The sequence below is a fragment of the Microcoleus sp. D3_18a_C4 genome, assembly GCF_036702415.1.
In the GTDB taxonomy this organism is placed as follows: domain Bacteria; phylum Cyanobacteriota; class Cyanobacteriia; order Cyanobacteriales; family Microcoleaceae; genus Microcoleus.
In genome coordinates this window covers 6,607-24,158 of sequence record NZ_JAUBTI010000054.1, presented here as the reverse complement: position 1 = coordinate 24,158, position 17,552 = coordinate 6,607, and the positions used below count along the sequence as shown (strand labels likewise).

General features: G+C 47.4%; 14 protein-coding genes. 9 read left to right on the top strand and 5 right to left on the bottom strand.

What is annotated here, in order from left to right; genetic code table 11:
- On the top strand, positions 1-1,768 hold a 1,768-nt coding region (locus QUB16_RS21275), incomplete at its 5' end, for a calcium-binding protein (RefSeq protein WP_333319137.1).
- 306 nt (positions 1,769-2,074) lie between these two features.
- On the opposite strand, the gene QUB16_RS21270 is transcribed toward QUB16_RS21275, so the two are convergent.
- From QUB16_RS21270 to QUB16_RS21260, 3 genes are all read right to left on the bottom strand, one after another.
- Positions 2,075-3,031 (bottom strand): GDSL-type esterase/lipase family protein, encoded by a 957-nt coding sequence (locus QUB16_RS21270; RefSeq protein ID WP_333319136.1) that lies wholly within the window; start codon positions 3,029-3,031, stop codon positions 2,075-2,077.
- A gap of 268 nt (positions 3,032-3,299) precedes the next feature.
- The gene (locus tag QUB16_RS21265) at positions 3,300-4,595 is read right to left on the bottom strand and encodes a TldD/PmbA family protein (protein WP_333319134.1); all 1,296 of its coding nucleotides are present in this window, start codon (positions 4,593-4,595) and stop codon (positions 3,300-3,302) included.
- Positions 4,596-5,378: 783 nt separating this feature from the next.
- The gene (locus QUB16_RS21260) at positions 5,379-6,239 is read right to left on the bottom strand and encodes a Tab2/Atab2 family RNA-binding protein (RefSeq protein WP_333319132.1); all 861 of its coding nucleotides are present in this window, start codon (positions 6,237-6,239) and stop codon (positions 5,379-5,381) included.
- Between the two features lie 273 nt (positions 6,240-6,512).
- Here QUB16_RS21260 and QUB16_RS21255 point away from each other — a divergent pair, with 273 nt between their 5' ends.
- From QUB16_RS21255 to QUB16_RS21245, 3 genes are all read left to right on the top strand, one after another.
- The gene (locus tag QUB16_RS21255) at positions 6,513-7,298 is read left to right on the top strand and encodes a nucleotidyltransferase domain-containing protein (RefSeq protein WP_333319130.1); all 786 of its coding nucleotides are present in this window, start codon (positions 6,513-6,515) and stop codon (positions 7,296-7,298) included.
- 321 nt (positions 7,299-7,619) lie between these two features.
- On the top strand, positions 7,620-8,342 hold the full coding sequence (locus QUB16_RS21250) for a pyridoxine 5'-phosphate synthase (protein WP_333319129.1): 723 nt from the start codon (positions 7,620-7,622) through the stop codon (positions 8,340-8,342).
- A 728-nt stretch (positions 8,343-9,070) separates the two neighbouring features.
- Positions 9,071-9,817 carry a hypothetical protein gene (locus QUB16_RS21245; protein WP_333319127.1) on the top strand — a complete coding sequence of 249 codons (747 nt, stop codon included), beginning with the start codon at positions 9,071-9,073 and terminating at the stop codon, positions 9,815-9,817.
- A gap of 89 nt (positions 9,818-9,906) precedes the next feature.
- On the opposite strand, the gene QUB16_RS21240 is transcribed toward QUB16_RS21245, so the two are convergent.
- The gene (locus tag QUB16_RS21240; RefSeq protein ID WP_333319125.1) at positions 9,907-10,929 is read right to left on the bottom strand and encodes a tetratricopeptide repeat protein; all 1,023 of its coding nucleotides are present in this window, start codon (positions 10,927-10,929) and stop codon (positions 9,907-9,909) included.
- Positions 10,930-11,279: 350 nt separating this feature from the next.
- The gene (locus QUB16_RS21235) at positions 11,280-11,642 is read right to left on the bottom strand and encodes a hypothetical protein (RefSeq protein ID WP_333290215.1); all 363 of its coding nucleotides are present in this window, start codon (positions 11,640-11,642) and stop codon (positions 11,280-11,282) included.
- 346 nt (positions 11,643-11,988) lie between these two features.
- Between QUB16_RS21235 and deoC the strand changes: the two genes are divergently transcribed.
- The 5 genes from deoC to QUB16_RS21210 all read left to right on the top strand — a co-directional run bounded on the left by deoC (position 11,989) and on the right by QUB16_RS21210 (position 17,376).
- Positions 11,989-12,669: a deoxyribose-phosphate aldolase gene (gene deoC / locus QUB16_RS21230; protein ID WP_333319123.1), complete on the top strand. Its 681-nt coding sequence runs from the start codon at positions 11,989-11,991 to the stop codon at positions 12,667-12,669.
- Between the two features lie 256 nt (positions 12,670-12,925).
- Positions 12,926-13,801 carry a DNA repair protein RecO gene (recO, locus tag QUB16_RS21225; protein ID WP_333319121.1) on the top strand — a complete coding sequence of 292 codons (876 nt, stop codon included), beginning with the start codon at positions 12,926-12,928 and terminating at the stop codon, positions 13,799-13,801.
- 230 nt (positions 13,802-14,031) lie between these two features.
- A complete protein-coding gene (locus QUB16_RS21220; protein WP_333319119.1) occupies positions 14,032-15,603 on the top strand; it encodes an MFS transporter in 1,572 nt (523 codons plus the stop codon).
- 27 nt (positions 15,604-15,630) lie between these two features.
- On the top strand, positions 15,631-16,857 hold the full coding sequence (locus QUB16_RS21215; protein WP_333319118.1) for a glycosyltransferase family 4 protein: 1,227 nt from the start codon (positions 15,631-15,633) through the stop codon (positions 16,855-16,857).
- Between the two features lie 90 nt (positions 16,858-16,947).
- A complete protein-coding gene (locus QUB16_RS21210; RefSeq protein ID WP_333319116.1) occupies positions 16,948-17,376 on the top strand; it encodes an NUDIX hydrolase in 429 nt (142 codons plus the stop codon).
- The last annotated feature ends 176 nt before the right edge of the window (positions 17,377-17,552 follow it).

Sequence of the window (17,552 nt, the reverse complement as noted above, 5' to 3'; positions counted from 1 at the left end):
CGGCGATGGCAATGACTATCTCGACGGCGGCAATGGTAACAATACTCTGTTAGGCGCTGCCGGTGATGACATTTTGTTCGGAAACGAAGACAATGATACTCTCGACGGCGGCGATGGCAATGACTATCTCGACGGCGGCAATGGTAACAATACTCTGTTAGGCGCTGCCGGTGATGACATTTTGTGGGGCGGTAAAGGTACTGACATTATCAATGGAGGAGATGGCAATGACTATCTCGACGGCGGCAATGGTAACAATACTCTGTTAGGCGCTGCCGACAATGACTTTTTGTTCGGAAACGAAGACAATGATACTCTCGACGGCGGCGATGGAGATGATTCTCTAGATGGCGGTGAAGGCAATGACAGCATCGTCGGCGGTGCCGGTATCGATACGGTGTCTTATGCTACTCTGCCGAGTCCCGTCAATATCAATCTCGCGGCGGGAAGTTCCACAGCCGAAGGTACTGATACTCTCACCGGTATCGAAGTTATCGTCGGTACAACTTTCGCCGATACTATCACTGGCAGCAGCAACAGCGAAAGCCTCATCGGTAACGGCGGTGCCGACATTCTCACCGGTGGTGGTGGCAACGATACCTTTATCCTCGACCCCGCAACAGCCGCTGGTAGCAAAATTCAAGCAGGTGCCGGCACTGACAGCCTGGTTGTCACGGGTGTTACCGCAGCTTTATTTCTAAGTCCCGATCAAGTTGGAGTCGATCGCAGCGGTACTAGCTTGCTAGTAGACATCAACAAAGACGGTAAAATCAACGCCGCAGATGACATCGAAATTCTCAATTTCTTCGATTCTCCCAGCAGCAATCGCCCCGGCAGCGGATTTATCGAAACTGTTGCAGGTTTATCGGGAAATACTATTCTCGATCGCTTTGTTCCTCCATCTCTACCCCCACTCACAACCACACCCACGCCAACTCCCACACCTCGCGGCCCCCAAATTTTAACACCGGCAATTGGGATTCCGAGTCCGAATACTACCGTTGATTCTACTTTCAGTGGCGGGCCGCTTAGCGATTCGTTCTTCGGAACTCCGCAAGCTGACGCATTGGATGGTTTAGCTGGAGACGATACGATTTTCGGCTTAGATGGTGGTGATAATATCCTTGGCAATGACGGCGAAGATTCGCTATTGGGCAATGCGGGCACCGACTTGATTGATGCTGGAAATGGCAATGATATTGTTTACGGCGGTAAAGCTTCCGATACCATTTTAGGTGGCGGCGGTAATGATTCGCTGTACGCAAATAAAGGCTTGGATGTTGTTTTGGGAGGAGACGGTAACGATATAATTTTTGGTGGAAAGGGCGATGATTCTCTCGGCGGTGATGCTGGAGATGACAGCATTTTCGGTCAGTTAGATAATGATTTCTTGCTCGGCGGCAGCGGTAATGATGTTGTTAGCGGTGACGTTGGGGATGATACTTTAGCAGGTATCGATCCGAGTGCTACTAACCCCGGAGTAGGGGAGTTTGATACTTTGACTGGCGGGGAAGGTAAAGACCGTTTCTTGCTGGGAGATAGTGATAAAATCTACTACTCTGGTGATGGTAATGCTGTGATTAGTGACTTTAATTCTGCGGAGGATGCGATCGTCCTTTCGGGAATTAAGGCCAATTATTCGCTGTCGGTTTCGGGGAATGCGACTAGCATTTTCCTCAAAAAACCCGGTGAATCCGATGATTTAATTGCGACGGTGCAAGGGGTGATGGATTTGAATCTCGATCGACCTTATTTCACTTTCATTTAGGATTTTAGGGATTTTTTAACCGCAGATGCACGTAGATTAACGCAGATGAATTTTACCAATTTGCGTTGATCTGCGTTGTTTTACCCTTTCCCACTCTATTCAGAGTGCCGTACCAGTCAAAATTTATCACTTCAAACTGACATCTTGCAGCAATATCAATAAGAGGATTTTTCGTGGGGTCGGGCGGGTTTATAGAACCTATTTGCAAGCTTTAAGGCTGTTGGCGAACCCGCCCCTACGGCTAATTGAGAATGGTGCAAGATCTCACTTCAAACCGATTGAATTCAAGGATGATTTCCTCCTATTCTACGGTTGATATTCCGCAAAAATTTCAATTTTTCCGACAATGTTTTGATTGAATTGAGCCAATTCTTCTGCCGGAATCCAATATTCTTGGTGAATCGAACTGCCGACAGTTTGGACGGGATATTTTTTTAAGAATTCAGCCAAAACTCGAAACCGGGTTACATAGCCGAAATATCCCGATGCTGCATCTCTTGTATTCCAATCTCGTGCAATTTGTATGGCATATGCTTTGTGGAGTACGGGATAAAAAATAGGCTGAAAAGACAGTCGCGGCGGAAATGCCAGAAAATCGCTTTCTTTAATCAGTTCCATTTCTTTTTTGCCGACGGCTCGGAACAGCGTTACTGTCTCTCGATCTGATATATTGATTTTTTTAAACCAAGCTTTCCAACCGTCCCAATTGTGAACTATTTTAGCCAATTCAGCGTAACCGGCGGCGCGGGGATGGGAAACGTCATTTTCGGTAAGTTCTTTATGCCAAATTTCTGAGTTTTGCAGCGGGGTGCAAACATCTAAATAAGGCACATTTAACTCGTGGCAAACTTGGGAAAACTGTTCGGATAAGTTGGCAATCCGCTTTGTGCGATCGGCATCGATAACTGGCGGTGGCCCTACCATTAATACTGGAAATGTTTCTTTGGCTGACGTGAGAATAGAGCGAGCATTTTCAATTGATTTTTCAACTTCTATGCGATTTTTTTCGTTTTCTCGGTAAGTGTCGTTGACGCCAAAGGAAAATACTATTCTGCCATCGCCGTAGTGAGGTAAGCGGCAAGAAACTTCGTTGAACCAACGAGTTTCTATATCGCCACTGGTTTCTCCCCTTATTCCTAAATTGTAGTAGGTAATATCGTGTCCTTGTCCGCAAGCGGCCGCGCAAATCCGTCCTGTCCAACCGAGACATTTGGGATCGCAAGTACCGTTTACAAAAGAATCGCCGATAAAACAAATACGCATATTATGTATGGGAAGTGGGAATGGAGAATTGTTGACTGTTGACTGTTGACTGTTGACTGTTGATTGTTGATTGTTAACTGTTGACAGTTGACAGTTGACTGTTGACTGTTGACTGTTGACTGTTGACTGTTAACTGATGATTGATGACAACTAACAACTAACAACTGACAACTAACAACTGACAACTGACTGCTAACAACTGACAACTAACAACTAACAACTGACAACTGCCAACTGCCAACTGCCAACTGACTACTAACAACTGACTTTAATTCTTGCCGATAACGGACAATCCTTCTACAATTAGAGATGGTGTGTGGCAAGAACCGTTCCACTCGGAGTCTCCTCCCAATTCTACTAATTGTTTGAGGACGTTGTAGACATTGCCAGCTACCATTGTGTCTTTGATCCTGCCGACTATTTGACCTTTTTTGACTCGGTAGCCGAGATCGACATTAATTGAAAAATCGCCGGAAATTCCGGCACTGCCGCCAAGCATTTGATCGACTACAATTCCGTCGTCTAATTTAGCGATTAAATCTATTAGCGAAAGCGAACCTGGTTTAATCAAAACATTGAATAAACTCGGCGTGGGATAGCTGCCCAAACCTGGGCGAAATCCGTTGCCGGTGGTGCCACTGCCCAAGGCTCGACCGGTGGTACGATCGGTATAAAATAGCTGCAACACTCCGCTGTTGATAAAGACGATCGCCCGAGTGGGAGTACCTTCGTCATCAAAAGGACAGCTATAGGGCCCGATATCCGGCTGCTGCGAGAGGGTGACAAGCGGCGATGTCACTTGTTGGCCTAATCGATCGTTCCAAGGCGAAGCGCCTTCGAGTACCTGTTTGCCGTTCAACGCGGCACAGACAGTCCCCCACAGCAAGTCGGCAGCTTTGGCTGTAAATAGCACCGGCACGCGGCCCGTGGGGGGGGGTACATTGTCTTTCGCCCATTCCAAACGCTGCAAAACCCGCTTGGCGCTGGTATTTAAGTCGAGGGTGCCGCGTTCGGTTTCGCCTTCCCAAATGTTGAGGAAATCTTCGCCCCGCACTAATTCTGCTGATAAGTAACCGCTGAGGGTGGTGTCGGTGTGACTGGAATCCAAGCCTTTGGTGTTCACCAAGCGGGTGCTCTCGATTTCGCAGTCTAGTTCGGCGGTGCAGAGGCTTTCGGGATAGGCTTCGCGGACGATCGCGATCGCCTCTTTTCCCCAGTTTACTAGCTGTTCGGCCGGCACCGACACTCCGCGATCGGGATAAACAACTTTCTCACCGGTGCCGAGTTCGATGGTTTCCGGTTCGTTGAGTTGCGAAAGCGCGATCGCCCTATCCACCAAAATTTGCAGTTCCACAGGCCCGTAGGCCACCGCCAAACCCGGCCGCCCATCCCGCCACAGCCGCAGTGCAATGCCTTCTGCTTGGGCGGTTTCTAGCTGTTTGAGGCGGTTTGCTTCAAAAAAGACCGGCCGTGAGAGCGATTGCGATTCCAATACCTCAGCAGCTTCTGCACCTGCTTTGGTGGCTAGTTCTAACAGTTGTTCTGCTGATTGGTGATTGGTCATTGTTCTCGGTGGTTGGTAATTAGTCAGTTGGCAGTTGGCAGTTGGCCGTTGTCAGTTGTTAGTTGGCAGTTGGCAGTTGTTAGTTGGCATTAGTCAGTAGTTATTAGTTATAGCCTTTCTCAGTAACATGAGATGTTCGTAGAGCATAGGCCTCGCGGGTCTTGGACTGAAAAGCATACCTCAATTATTTGAGAACCGCTATATGAGTTATTCGTTATTAGTCAATCTATAGCAATCCTGAATCATTTGTAAAAATATGTAGGGGTAGTGCTACCCCTACTCCCCGTGCCTACCCCAGTCAAGGCGGGGCAACCGGGCGTGGGTTTTGCCCCTACAAGAATTACACGAATCATTTAGGATTGCTATAGCTGTTAACGCTAGACTAAATAACGGTAGATTATTAACTGCTACTAAGCTAATACGCATTTAAATTGCATGGGGCAATAAATTTTCCTTATTGTGGGGTGGGCCGAAGAGCCCGCCCTCAACATACAATTTAAATGCACAACAGCTTAACAACTAACAACGGGAGCATCTCACCTTTGCAGCCCTCCGCTAGAAATTGGAGTTTTGAGGCAGGAGGCAGAAGGAAGGAGGCAGAAGGCAGGAGGCAGAAGGAAAGAGGCAGAAGAAGTATTTTTACAAATATGAGATGCTCCCCTAACAACTGACTACTAACAACTGACTACTAACAACTGACTACTAACAACTGACTACTAACAACTAACAACTGACTAATGACTAATGACTAATGACTAATGACTAATGACTAATGACTAATGACTAAATAGTTAGTTCGTGCAGCAGCCAAAATCCTGCAAAAGATTCCGATTCGGGATTCGACTGAATTGCTAAGAAATGTACTTTTTTTGCTTGGTTTTTCGCGGCTTCAAATCCTTTCGCTTCTCTCTCAGTTGCTGCGTCTCTGAGATTAGCTAAAATCCAGCGATCGTTAGCTCCGGTATCTAATACCAGCCTAGCGGGTGGGCCGCTCTCAAATTTCAGAAAAGCCAACTCCAAACCCGACATCCAACCGGCCAGGGCGTTTGCTCTCGACGAGTAGATAATTAGTCCCGGAATTTGCGTTTCTGGGGCGAGGCGTGTCATCGGAAGTCCGAAAGCTTCGCCAAATCCGATATCCCACTCGGACATTTCGTCAAAAGCTGCGATCGGCAAACTCACAAACGCCCATTTTTCACCGATTAAAGCATCCGGCAGCGCAACAGGCGTTTCGGGTATAAATTGAACACTCGGGTTCACAACCGGTTGATAGCCCGGTTCGGCGGGATAAACGTCTTGCATCCGTTCTTCCAGCCACAGGCTGAGGGCAAGGGTGCGGCGGCTGCAGGCGGCGGGAATGTCCAAATCCTCGCAGGCTTTGGTAATCATGTTCGCCATTTGGCGGCGGAAAAAGCGGATTTTTTCAGGTCGTTTCGGTGCTGCGGCGATCGCCTCTTTAATTGCACCCGCCAGCCACAGGGAATTTACGGTAGAACTGGAGCAGAATTGCGAGTAGCGAAACAGAGAGTCGGCCTTGTCCCCTACATTCAGCGGGCTTTCGCAGATCAACACTTCCCATTTTTTTTTCTCTCGCTCGTCTATGATTGGACGGCTGTAAAAGTCGAGTTCCCAAATAGTAGCCATGCCGCGCTGTTAAAAATTAATCCTTTCTCATGTTACCGGACAGCGGGCAAGTTTCTGATTCTGACAAGATAAGGCTGATTTTCACTTTCAAGGGCGATCGCACTTTCCCAAAGATTGTGGCTTTCCCTTGCAGCTTCCCGTGTAATTTTTTGCAGCAGTGCACAACCGGAAGCATTAGCAACTCTTCGGAGAACTGTCGCGGAGCAATCTCAACACGCGATCGTTTGTTAAACTTGTGCAAGCCAGGGAAAACAAACAGTATAGCTTGATTCCATGAGACAAATCATTCTCGAAAAGATTGTTTCTACCTTACAACCTTTAGATTTTGTTCTCGCTTTGTGGCAAGGAGGTTCAGCAGCCCACGGATACACCGACGAGTGGTCAGACCTGGATATTGCGGTTGTGGTTGAAGATAACTGCGTGGAAGAAACATTTGATATTGTTGAAAAAGCCCTCGCAGAAATTGCCGAAATCGAACTCAAATATCGAGTTCCCGAACCCGCTTGGCACGGTCAATCGCAGTGCTTCTGGCGGCTGAAAGAAACCCCCCCGTTTTTGCTAATTGATTTCGCCGTTTTTCGGCGCAGCCGCCGCAACGATTTTCTGGAAATAGAGAGACACGGGAAAGTGCCGATCGCCTTTGACAAAGCTAATCTAATTGTACCGCATCCTGTCGATAAAAGCAAACTTTTATCTACAATCCAGTCTAGATTCCACGAAATTAAAATCTGTTTCGATTTGCTGCAACCTCTGGTAAAAAAAGAAATTTATCGCGGACATTTAGTAGATGCGATCGGCAACTATCACAATTGGACGCTTCTACCCTTAGTCGAACTGTTGGGCATGATTTACCGTCCCCACAGATACGACTTTGAACTAAAATATTTCAGCCGAGATTTTCCGCGCCAAATAGTCGATCGCGTCGCCCCGCTTTTCTGCATTGCCAACCTTGAAGATTTGGCAGCAAAACAGCAAATAGCTGAGGCTTTTTTTGCAGAAACTTTACCGCTTGCACAAGCTAAGTTTTCCTCTGACAATGCCCTAACACTACCGCCCTAGGCTCAAAGTTGGGGAGCATCTCATATTTGCAAAAACACTTCTTTCTTCTTCCTTCTGACTCTTTTCTCCTGGCTCCTGACTCCTGACTCCTAATTCCAATTTCGAGCTTTGCTGCTTTCATTGAGATGCTCCCCAAAGTTTCGTCCCGAAAGCGATTAATATAGTATTATCAACTTATATCTTGCATCATTGTCAATACTCCTTTTTTGAACAGGCAAGATGCCTGTTCCACAATAAAATCTACTCTTTGTGGAACGGGCCGAAGAGCCCGTTCTTGAGAAAGGTGCAAGATGTGAGATCAACTTTAAAGATTAACATCCCATGACAAAACTCAGCGTCAACATCAACAGAATCGCCCTCCTCAGAAACTCTCGAAACATCGGCATTCCCAGCGTTACCGAAGCCGCAAAAACAGTAATTGCTGCCGGAGCTCATGGCGTTACAGTCCATCCCCGCCCCGACGAAAGGCATATCAAAGCCGCCGATGTTTACGAATTAGCCAAAATGCTAACCGTTGAGTTCAACATCGAAGGAAATCCGTTTCAGCCGCCATTTATGGATATAGTTTGCGACGTAAAACCGGCTCAGTGTACCTTGGTGCCGGACGCTCCCGACGTGCTAACATCCGATAGCGGTTGGAATATTCCCGAAAATCGCGATCGGCTCTTACCAATCATTCAAAAATTAAAAGACAACGGCATCAGAGTCAGCTTGTTTATGGATGCAGATGCTGCTCTCATGCCGCTAGCAAAAGAAGTTGGAGCAGACAGAGTAGAACTGTACACGGAACCCTACGCAACTGCTTTTCGCGAAGGTAGAGTTGAATCTGTTTTTCAACAATATGTCTTAGCAGCTAAAGCAGCTCAATCAGAAGGTTTAGGGGTGAATGCCGGACATGATTTAAATTTGCAAAACTTAGCTAAATTTTGCTCGATTCCTGATATACTAGAAGTATCGATTGGTCATGCTTTAATTGCGGAAGCGCTAGAAATGGGCTTGTCCAACACAGTACAAGCTTACCTAAAAATCCTGGCTGGTTCGTAGTACAAATTAACCTAGTGTGGTAGGGCGGATTTGGCAGTGATAAACTCGTTTTTGTCAGAGATAATAGCTAAATCCGCCCTACCAACATACAGTATCAAAACTTACGCAAAAAATGGTTGGACAGGCTACGAATATGGTAAGGTGCGGTCTGTATCGTCCTACATAATTAGGCGATCGTCAATCGATTTTAGATTTTAGATTTTAGATTTTAGATTAAAGAATTGAAGCATTGACTTGCGCGAGATAAATACGTTCGGCAAGTTTCATCGGATACAGGTTTTTTATTTCTCGACGGATGAATCACGTGGCGGGTATCCTGGATGCTTTCGGTAAAGAATGAAGTAACACTAGGGGCCGTAACCCCGTGGGGTGCTAGCCGTGTTCTAGTAGCAACGCTCCTCCCAGAGCCAAGACACCGCGTTTTTTGGGTGTGGGCATTTTTTTGAGCAAGTTCCTCGGAAAAAGATTTAATTTTCCTAGACTAAATTAGTAAGATTCTGTGATGAGATTATGCGTAAGGAGTATCATTAAAATGTCCCGACAAACTGAGGCTACTACTTAGCTCCCGCACTGCCAATTTGCTACCAGCAGATTTTGTGCAAGTACGGGATATTTACGTGTATCCTATATCCTCCTGTAGCCTCTGTGCGATCGCCAGATTTAATCCGGTGAAAACAGGCAAACACAAGTAACCATATACAATTCCTTACCCCCCTCGGAAGTGCGACATGAAAAAACTAATTTTACTGACTGGAATGCTACTCATGATGACGGCAAAATCAGTATTTGCCAGCCCAGTAGCCCCCAAAATTGCACCGAGCGAGCTGATGGCTGCCTCGGAAATTACAGAAACTCTTAACAAACCCGTTACCTCTGAATCAATTCCCAACCTCGAACCGATCGAGCGAATGTCAACCTCGGAAATCCGAGAAACCATCAACCAACCCACCACCTATATTTTTGAAGGCATCAAAGGGCGAGAACTCACTCTCTCCCTGTGGGCGGGACAACTGACAGCCCAACTGTACAGTCCCAATGGTGAAAATATGGGGGTTATTGAAAAAGCAGACAATCAGTGGATTGGCCAGTTGCCAGAGTCAGGCATCTACCGCGTGCGAGTTACCCCGAAAGGTGAAACCACCAGCTTCGTACTCGGACGCGACTTTAACGCCAAGTGGACTTATAGGCCCGATCGCGCAATTCCCATAGCATTCAAGGAAAAACAAGCCACAATCAAACTCAAAATGTCCGGCTACCAAATCCAGCCCATCACGGTTCAAGGCCAGCAGGGACAGACAATTAGGGTGACAGCTAGCAACAAAAATCTAGATCTGGCGATCGAATCTCCGTCGGGACAACTCCTGGATCAAGGCGAAGGTCAAACTTTTGCTCAACTACCGGAATCCGGCACTTACCGGGTAATCGTAGTTGCCAAGAGGCCGGTCAAGTCCTCAATCCGAGTTTCTGTGCAATAGCAAAGATTGCACCAATACTGTCGGGCGATCGAAATTGCGCCGCCCAAAAAAACAGCTCGCCAATTGGGCGAGCTGTTTTTTGTGTAAAATCAACCTTGGATCAGCGCTTCAAAACGTTCTTGTTTCCAAATGCAGCTTAAATCCGAGTCAGCTAAAGCTAGCTCTCGGTATAAATTAGGGATAAACTCAACAGCCCGCTGCAAATTGTCAAGGGCCAAATCAGCAAATCCCAGTAGCGCATAACAGCAAGCTTTATTGTAAAAAGCGTTAGCAAAATCAGGATTTATTTCTAAGACTGTTTCGTAGCAAGCAATCGCCTCAGAGTAGCAGCCTTTTCGCGCCAATTCCACACCCCGGTTGTACCAAATTAAATAATCTTCAAAGGGACGCTCAGATGTGGGAGTAAACTTGCCATTTCTCTGATTTAAACCTACTAATTTCTCCAAAGCAACTCTCCGTTCGCCCACAGCATCGGCTCTGCCCGGTTGTAGAGCGATCGATCGGCTAAAACTAGCCACTGCTTGTTTGTAAAGTCCCATAGAGTTCGCAGCTATACCGCGATTGTACCAAGCCTTCGCGTCGTCAGGCTTAAACTCGATCGCCCGCTCAAAACTGTTGAGCGCCTGATAGTAAAGCTTGAGTTCCAACAGGGCATTACCTCGGTTGTACCATGCCCAAGCAGCCTCCGGGTACAAATTTAAACAGCGATCGAAACTCAGAACCGCCTTCTGGTAAAGCCCCATATCGATCAGCGTCAGTCCCCGGTTGTGCCAAATACTCGCCGCGCACGGACTGAACTCCAGAGCCCGGTCAAAACTGTTGAGAGCGTCCAACCAGCGGCCCAACTTTCCTAAAGCAATAGCCCGGTTGTGCCAGCCAAAGCTCGCATTCGGCTCCACCGCCAAGGCCTCATCAAAACTCTTCAGCGCCTCTAAGTGCCGTTCTAATTTCCCCAGAGCCATACCTCGGCCGAACCAAGCCTTATAATGATCTGATTGCAACTTCACAGCTCTGTTAAAGTTCGCCAGGGCACCATGATCGTCGTTAGCTTCGAGGTGGCGCGAACCCAGATGGTAATACCAAGCCGCTTCCAAGTTTTGAATTAAGTTCATAATATTTTGTATCTATCTTAGGGATGATTCTACATGAAATCATACCTGGAGTAAAACTGTAATTCCACTAAAAATCTGAAAAATTTGATACAGGGCGATCCCCGTACACAGAGCCAGTAACAACCTCAACAATTTGGGGTCGAAACTAACTATTTTCCTCTCGTAAAAAGCTCTTTTAGCTAACCGCACTCATCGTTTTTTAGAGATGCTGCGAATCTGAACTCTGCGTGAATCGCGCAACTCTTACCGCATCCCGAATTAAGTTTGCAGTTACACAAAGAGTCCTAGGGCGCCCAAAGTCTAACTGCAAATCTGCTAGTGCTAATAGCTTCTACTTCTGCTTGCCCAATTCAAGCAACCACAACCGCTGTTTTAGCATTCTCACTCAACATCAACTGGCCTGTTGCATCAATACTAAAATCTTTCCCCAGCAGAAAACCCTTGCCCATCAACCGCTGGCAAACAACCAGCGCAGTAATCCGGCGAATTTCTTCCATCACGTCAGCAGGAATCAAATAACTCAAACTCCAGATTACGGACTCGCAGTCATACCAAATCAAACGCTCAATACTGACAATCATCAAAGCAGCTACACTGTCAACAGACAGCCGCCCTCTGAGATCCGCAATCAAATCCTTACCAATTAAGCTATTGCGAGTCATCATCGCTCTAGCCATCTTCCCAATTTCTTGTTCGAGTTCTAAATGATTCATGCTTGGCACTGGCTTTTATGTTTTTAAAGCACTACTAAAAGTAAAAACAGTAGCCGCTACCAGGCTCTGCCCTAGCGTAGCTGACGCAGGCTCTACCGTAACTCCTTTTAACAAAGTATACCTAAAGAAGGATCAAAAATGTATCTAAAGGCAGATACAAAAATATTATTTTTTTGACATAAATTGGTAAACCAATCCCAACAAGAGTTTTTACGAGCCAATTGAGTATTTATACTTGCTAGGAGCCGGAGTAAAGTCGATCGATTTTAGATTTTAGATTTTAGATTTTAGATTGGTAAATTCGATACATACTTAATAAAGTAGTTACTTCGGAGAAAAAACAGCAATGGCTGCAAACCAGGCAGACATCGATATTGCCCCCTTGATCGACTACGGCCTGATCGACCCCACCGCCACGCCAGAGCAAGTAGAACACTGTTGCCAACAAGCAGAGAGATTTGGCTTTGTCACAGTTTGCGTGTATCCCGCCTACGTCAGACAAGCAGTTGAGCTGCTGCACGGCAAACGTCCCAAAGTCTGTACAGTTATAGGTTTTCCCACCGGTGCTTCGACTTCAACGGTGAAAGTTTACGAAGCTCTAGAAGCAGCAGATAATGGAGCCGTAGAGTTAGATGTCTCCGTTAACTTAGGATTGTTGAAAGCTGGAAGAATCGACGAATTCCACCGGGAATTAGCCCAAATTTGCGAAGAAACCAATCTCACCATTAAAGCAATTATCGAAAGTTCGCTCCTTTCCGATGCCGAAAAACAATTAGCGGCTGAGATTTGTATGGAAGCTGGTGCCGCCTACATCAAAACTAACACTGGCTTTTTTGGCCCGGCGAAAGTTGACGATGTGCGACTGCTGAAGGAAGTTACGAAGGGACGGATTGGGATTAAAGCGGCCGGCGGAATTCGTACTCACGAACAAGCTCTAGATTTGGTATTAGCTGGGGCCACTCGTTTGGGGACTTCTCGCGGCCCGGAATTACTCCGCCAGCGGGATAATTTAGATAAAAGTCATTAGTCATTAGTCATTAGTCATTAGTCATTAGTTATTAGTTATTAGTTATTAGCAATGGCTAATTTAACTGGTTCCAAGGCTCTGCCTGGGAACCCATATTTAGAGGCTCTGCCTCGGCTGGGATTAGGAGGCAGAGCCTCCGGATCTGCGTTACCAGGCTCTGCCTGGTAACGAGTATCTAATAAAAGTTCTGCGTCGCGGACTGTTTTTGCTACTGTCCTTGTAAATCTAAAACCTAAAATCTAAAATCTAAAATCGAGTGACTCGAACTTACAAAGCAACTGGAATCAATCTTAAGAGTGCGCCGATCGGCGAATCCGATCGAGTGCTGACAATTTTGACGCGGGAATTCGGCTTAATTCGAGCCGTCGCACCGGGTGTTCGCAAACACCGATCGACCATTGGCGGCAGAAGCGAATTATTTGTGGTCAACGAATTGCTAATTGCCAAAGGCCGATCGCTCGACAAAATTACCCAAGCCGACACGGTACAATCCCATCCGGGTTTGAGCCGCAACCTAGGGAAACTCGCAGCCGCGCAATATCTGGCCGAATTGGCGATCGCCAGTGCTCTTTCCGATGAGCCCCAAGAAGAACTCTTTTGGTTGCTGGGCGAACATTTGAGCCGTTTGGAGCGTTTGTCCGATCGCACAGAAATCCAATCCGCCGCCGTGCTGATTGCTCACCTCACCCACGGCATTTTTCACTTGCTAGCCTTAGCCGGCCTTGCGCCGCAAGTCCAAGTCTGCTGCGCCACCAGACACCCGCTCATCCCAAATTTCACCGATCCCAACTGGCAAACCGGGTTTAGTATACCCTCTGGGGGAACCTGCAGCTTGTCCGAGCTAGCTAACCTAGAGGCAGAACTTTCTTCAGAAATTGGTAGCTTGTACAAATCCGCCTCCCGTTCCCGGCAAACGAATGGCAGCAAACACTTGACAAATTTCGAGATAAATGCTAAGGAATTAGCAGCGTTGCAACAGTTGGCTAGTCCAGAACTAGGAGAGGGGATTGCCGATCGAACAACTTGGGTATCTGTCGAAAATATTTTGCGACAATATGCCCAGTATCATTTAGGTTGCACGATTCGATCGGGAAGCTCGATCGACACCTACTTAGAGAGTTTTGAGTTTTAAATTTTGAGTGTGGATTTAAATCGGTGAAGGGGCGATCGAACATCGCACCCCCAGCCTGCGGATACCCGAACCTGCCGGCCATTTCAGGTAAATTCTCAAGGTTGTTGCGACATCAGATAATAGATAGAGAAAAAGTTACGAGATTATTAATAAACTTAGGGGTTAACCCCTCAATTTGAAATCCCCATCCCCCCAACCTCCACCATCCCAGGCGAGCTACCCCAAATCCTATGATGCGACTGTCCGATTCTGATTTGACAATATCTGTTTTAGCCGTGACCCACCACAAAATGGAAGAACGAGAAAATTTTCCTGATTTTCGCTCCGAGCCGGTCTTGGCCGATCGACAATGGAGCAACGTCCCAGACCCAGAAATGGATAAATACCCCACCACTCCAGCACCAGACTGGAACAACGGCAATAGCCCACAGCCCGAAGCAATCCCCCCGGTTCCCACACCAGAGCCAGCAGCAGAACTCCCCGAAGCAGTAGCCGAAATTCCCGAAAAACAAACGGGATTTCTGCCAGTGCTCAAAAACCCCAATTTTCTAGCATTGTGGAGTGGGCAAGTTTTCTCCCAACTAGCAGATAAAGTTTATCTCGTACTGACGATCGCCCTCGTAGCCAGCCGCTTTCAAGCGCCAGATCAAACCATCAGCAGGTGGGTATCGGCAATCATGATCGCCTTTACCATTCCCGCAGTGCTGTTCGGGGCCGCCGCAGGCGTGTATGTCGATAGGTGGTCGAAAAAAGCAGTGCTCGTCGCCACAAACCTGCTGCGGGGAGCCTTCGTTTTAACCTTGCCAGTGCTGCTGTGGCTCTCTGACGGGTGGGAACTCGGTCAACTGCCACTCGGATTCTGCTTGCTGCTGTTAGTGACATTCCTCGTTTCGACTTTAACTCAATTTTTCGCGCCAGCAGAACAGTCAGTGATTCCCCTAATTGTGGAACGTCGCCACCTGCTATCAGCCAACTCCCTCTACACCACAACCATGATGGGGTCGGTGATTATTGGCTTCGCAGTGGGAGAACCCTTACTAGCTTTAGCCGACACCCTATTTTCCAACCTCGGCGGCGGACTCGGCATCGGCAAAGAATTAGTAGTAGGGGGAAGTTACGCCTTCGCCGGAGTGCTGTTGCTGTCGATGCAAACAGGCGAAAAAAACGAAGTCGAACACGAACCGCCGCACCCCTTAGCAGATTTGCGAGATGGCCTGCGTTACATCAACGATCAACCGAAAGTCCGCAATGCTTTAATTCAACTAATTATTCTATTTTCCATTTTTGCAGCCTTAGCAGTTCTAGCAGTGCGGCTGGCAGAAATCCTCCCCGGTATGAAAGCATCACAATTTGGCTTTTTGCTGGCGGCGGTAGGCGTTGGCATGGCTGCTGGGGCGACGACAGTTGGCTATCTCGGCCATAAATTTTCTCACTCCCAATTGAGTTTAATCGGCTCGATTGGCATGGCATTTGCTCTGATGGGCCTTTCTGCATTTACACAGCATTTGTGGCTGTCGGTGCTGTTCATTACCCTGTTGGGTTTATTTGCCTCATTGGTGGGAGTGCCGATGCAGACTACAATTCAAGCAGAAACCCCAGAAGAAATGCGGGGAAAAGTCTTCGGGCTGCAAAACAATGCCACTAATATCGCTTTGAGTTTACCGTTGGCTTTGGCCGGGGTAGCAGAAACTTTTCTGGGTTTGCCGACAGTATTTTTGGGTTTAGCAGGATTAGCGATGGCTGGGGGCGTCTTAACCTGGTATATTTTCCGTAGCACTAATAGCAAAGTCGATCGAATCTAAATAAATAACAAACTCTGATTTACTGGAATGCACATCGCTTGGCTAGGAAAAAAATCACCTTTTTGCGGTAACGTCACTTACTCCAGGGAAGTCACCAACGCACTGTTAGACCGGGGATACCAGGTCAGTTTCCTGCACTTTGCCCAAGAAGCGGGCCCACTGGACAGGAACAATACGGGGTGGAGTATGGCAAATGGTTCATGGGGAAAGGGAATTGCTCAAACCTCATATACGAATTCGCTTTCGTCCGCCAGTTGCAACGAAGTCTCTTTACCCTGTCACTACAAATCGCAAATTTATACGATTCCCACTCTCAAGTCCCGCACAGTGCTGATGAAATCTCTGCGGCGGCTCAAACCCGATGTGGTTCACGCTTCCCTGACGCTTTCGCCCCTAGACTTTCTGCTGCCGGAAATTTGTCAAGAATTGAATTTGCCTCTGGTGGCGACTTTTCACCCCCCGTTCGATCGCAAATTGCGGAATTTGACATCGGGAACCCAACACCTGATGTATCAACTGTACGCTCCGTTTTTGGCGAACTACGACTCGACGATCGTTTTTTCTCAGATTCAGCGGGATATATTGGTCAAGTTGGGAGTGCCACAGGAACGGGTGGCTGTGATTCCCAACGGCGTGGATGCTGTTAAATATTCGCCCGGGCCTTCGGGGTTGAAGTCGGAATTAAAGGCCGATCGAGTTTTTGTTTACCAAGGCCGCATTGCCCAGGAGAAAAATGTCGAGGCTTTGCTCAAGGCCTGGAAACACTGTAATTTTGGCCCGGGGAACGTATTGGCGATCGTAGGCGACGGGCCCCTAGCCGCCTCGCTGCAACTGTTTTACGGCGAAGATGATGGCATTGTGTGGCTCGGATTTGTTGCTGAGGAGGAACGCCGGATCGAAATTCTGCGGGGGGCAGACGTATTTATTTTGCCTTCTTTGGTGGAGGGACTGTCGCTGTCGCTGCTGGAAGCGATGGCCTGCGGTTTAGCTTGTTTGGCAACCGATGCCGGTGCTGACGGCGAGGCCTTGGAGGAAGGCGCGGGGATAGTTTTGAACACTCAGAGGGTACGAAGTCAGTTGCAAACCTTGCTGCCGCTGTTTTGCGATCATCCTGAGTTGGGAATGCTGCTTGGTCAAAAAGCACGCCAACGGGCGATCGAGCGGTACACTCTCAGTCAGAATATTACTGAGTTGGAAAAGCTTTATGCAGAGGTTTTGCAAAGGCAGCGCGTACTAATTCGCGGTTTAGCATAATTCAGCAGGAAGAAGGAACTCCGAACCAGTTGAAATTAATCCGTGTATTCGTGTCAAAATCCGTCTCGTGCCTTCCTTCTTCCTTCGCAAATGACTTATAGAAATCCTGCTCCTACTGTTGATATTATCATCGAGTTAGCCGATCGCCCCCATCGGCCGATCGTACTCATCGAACGCCGCAATATTCCCTACGGCTGGGCAATTCCCGGCGGTTTTGTCGATTACGGGGAATCGGTAGAAACGGCGGCCAAACGCGAAGCTTTAGAAGAAACGAGTTTGAATGTAGAATTAATTGAGCAATTTTACGTTTATTCTGATCCAAATCGCGACGCCCGCGAACACACTATCAGTATTGTATTCTTGGCTTCTGCAACGGGCGAACCTCAAGCCGCAGACGATGCTAAAAATTTACAGATTTTTGAATCTTGGCAGATTCCTCGTGAATTGTGTTTCGATCACGATCGCATTTTACGAGATTATTGGCGTTACCGTCATTATGGATTGCGGCCGCGTTTGTAGGAGGGGAGTTTTTGTTTCGTTCATCTCACATTTTGGACTAATGTCAGGAACAGGCAAGATGCCTGTTCCACAAAAAAAACTCAATGTTATTGCACTAATGTCAGGAACAGGCAAGATGCCTGTTCCACAAAAAAACTCAATTGTTATTGTGGAACGGGCGTCTCGCCCGTCAGGAA

Excerpts from the sequence above, each read along its gene's own strand:
- QUB16_RS21270 (WP_333319136.1), bottom strand. The coding sequence starts at position 3,031 with ATGCGTATTTGTTTTATCGGCGATTCTTTTGTAAACGGTACTTGCGAT.
- QUB16_RS21220 (WP_333319119.1), top strand. The coding sequence starts at position 14,032 with ATGATGCGACTGTCCGATTCTGATTTGACAATATCTGTTTTAGCCGTG.
- deoC (WP_333319123.1), top strand. The coding sequence starts at position 11,989 with ATGGCTGCAAACCAGGCAGACATCGATATTGCCCCCTTGATCGACTAC.
- QUB16_RS21250 (WP_333319129.1), top strand. The coding sequence starts at position 7,620 with ATGACAAAACTCAGCGTCAACATCAACAGAATCGCCCTCCTCAGAAAC.
- QUB16_RS21260 (WP_333319132.1), bottom strand. The coding sequence starts at position 6,239 with ATGGCTACTATTTGGGAACTCGACTTTTACAGCCGTCCAATCATAGAC.
- QUB16_RS21265 (WP_333319134.1), bottom strand. The coding sequence starts at position 4,595 with ATGACCAATCACCAATCAGCAGAACAACTGTTAGAACTAGCCACCAAA.
- QUB16_RS21255 (WP_333319130.1), top strand. The coding sequence starts at position 6,513 with ATGAGACAAATCATTCTCGAAAAGATTGTTTCTACCTTACAACCTTTA.
- QUB16_RS21210 (WP_333319116.1), top strand. The coding sequence starts at position 16,948 with ATGACTTATAGAAATCCTGCTCCTACTGTTGATATTATCATCGAGTTA.
- QUB16_RS21245 (WP_333319127.1), top strand. The coding sequence starts at position 9,071 with ATGAAAAAACTAATTTTACTGACTGGAATGCTACTCATGATGACGGCA.
- QUB16_RS21240 (WP_333319125.1), bottom strand. The coding sequence starts at position 10,929 with ATGAACTTAATTCAAAACTTGGAAGCGGCTTGGTATTACCATCTGGGT.
- QUB16_RS21235 (WP_333290215.1), bottom strand. The coding sequence starts at position 11,642 with ATGAATCATTTAGAACTCGAACAAGAAATTGGGAAGATGGCTAGAGCG.
- QUB16_RS21215 (WP_333319118.1), top strand. The coding sequence starts at position 15,631 with ATGCACATCGCTTGGCTAGGAAAAAAATCACCTTTTTGCGGTAACGTC.